The sequence below is a fragment of the Romboutsia sp. 13368 genome (assembly GCF_018336475.1).
In the GTDB taxonomy this organism is placed as follows: Bacteria; Bacillota; Clostridia; order Peptostreptococcales; family Peptostreptococcaceae; genus Romboutsia.
Window position 1 is genome coordinate 1,421,626 of the sequence record NZ_CP048741.1, and the last position, 285, is coordinate 1,421,910.

The 285-nt window shown below is 27.8% G+C and carries 1 pseudogene; it reads right to left on the bottom strand.

Features of this window, described 5'->3' with window-relative positions:
• Nucleotides 1–285 (bottom strand): annotated as a pseudogene (locus G3997_RS05710) (stage II sporulation protein D); the annotation flags it as partial.

Consider the following 285-nt stretch of genomic DNA (forward strand, 5'->3'; position numbering starts at 1 on the left):
ATGAGATAGTATTTCATAATATTTATACCTTTCCTGTGCCATACCTTCTGCGCCCCATTGACTCATTCCTACTCCATGTCCATAGCCTTTTACAATAAAATCTAAAGTATTATCATCAAATTTAATTTCAAAATTAGCTGAGTTAAGATTTAATATATTTCTTATATCTCTTCCTGTAAGTTCTTTATTTCCTAATTTTATTTTATTTACTGCTCCACCGTCACTTCTGCTTACTATTTTAATCTGAGAACTAATATYATTTTCATCTATATTTATATCACTATA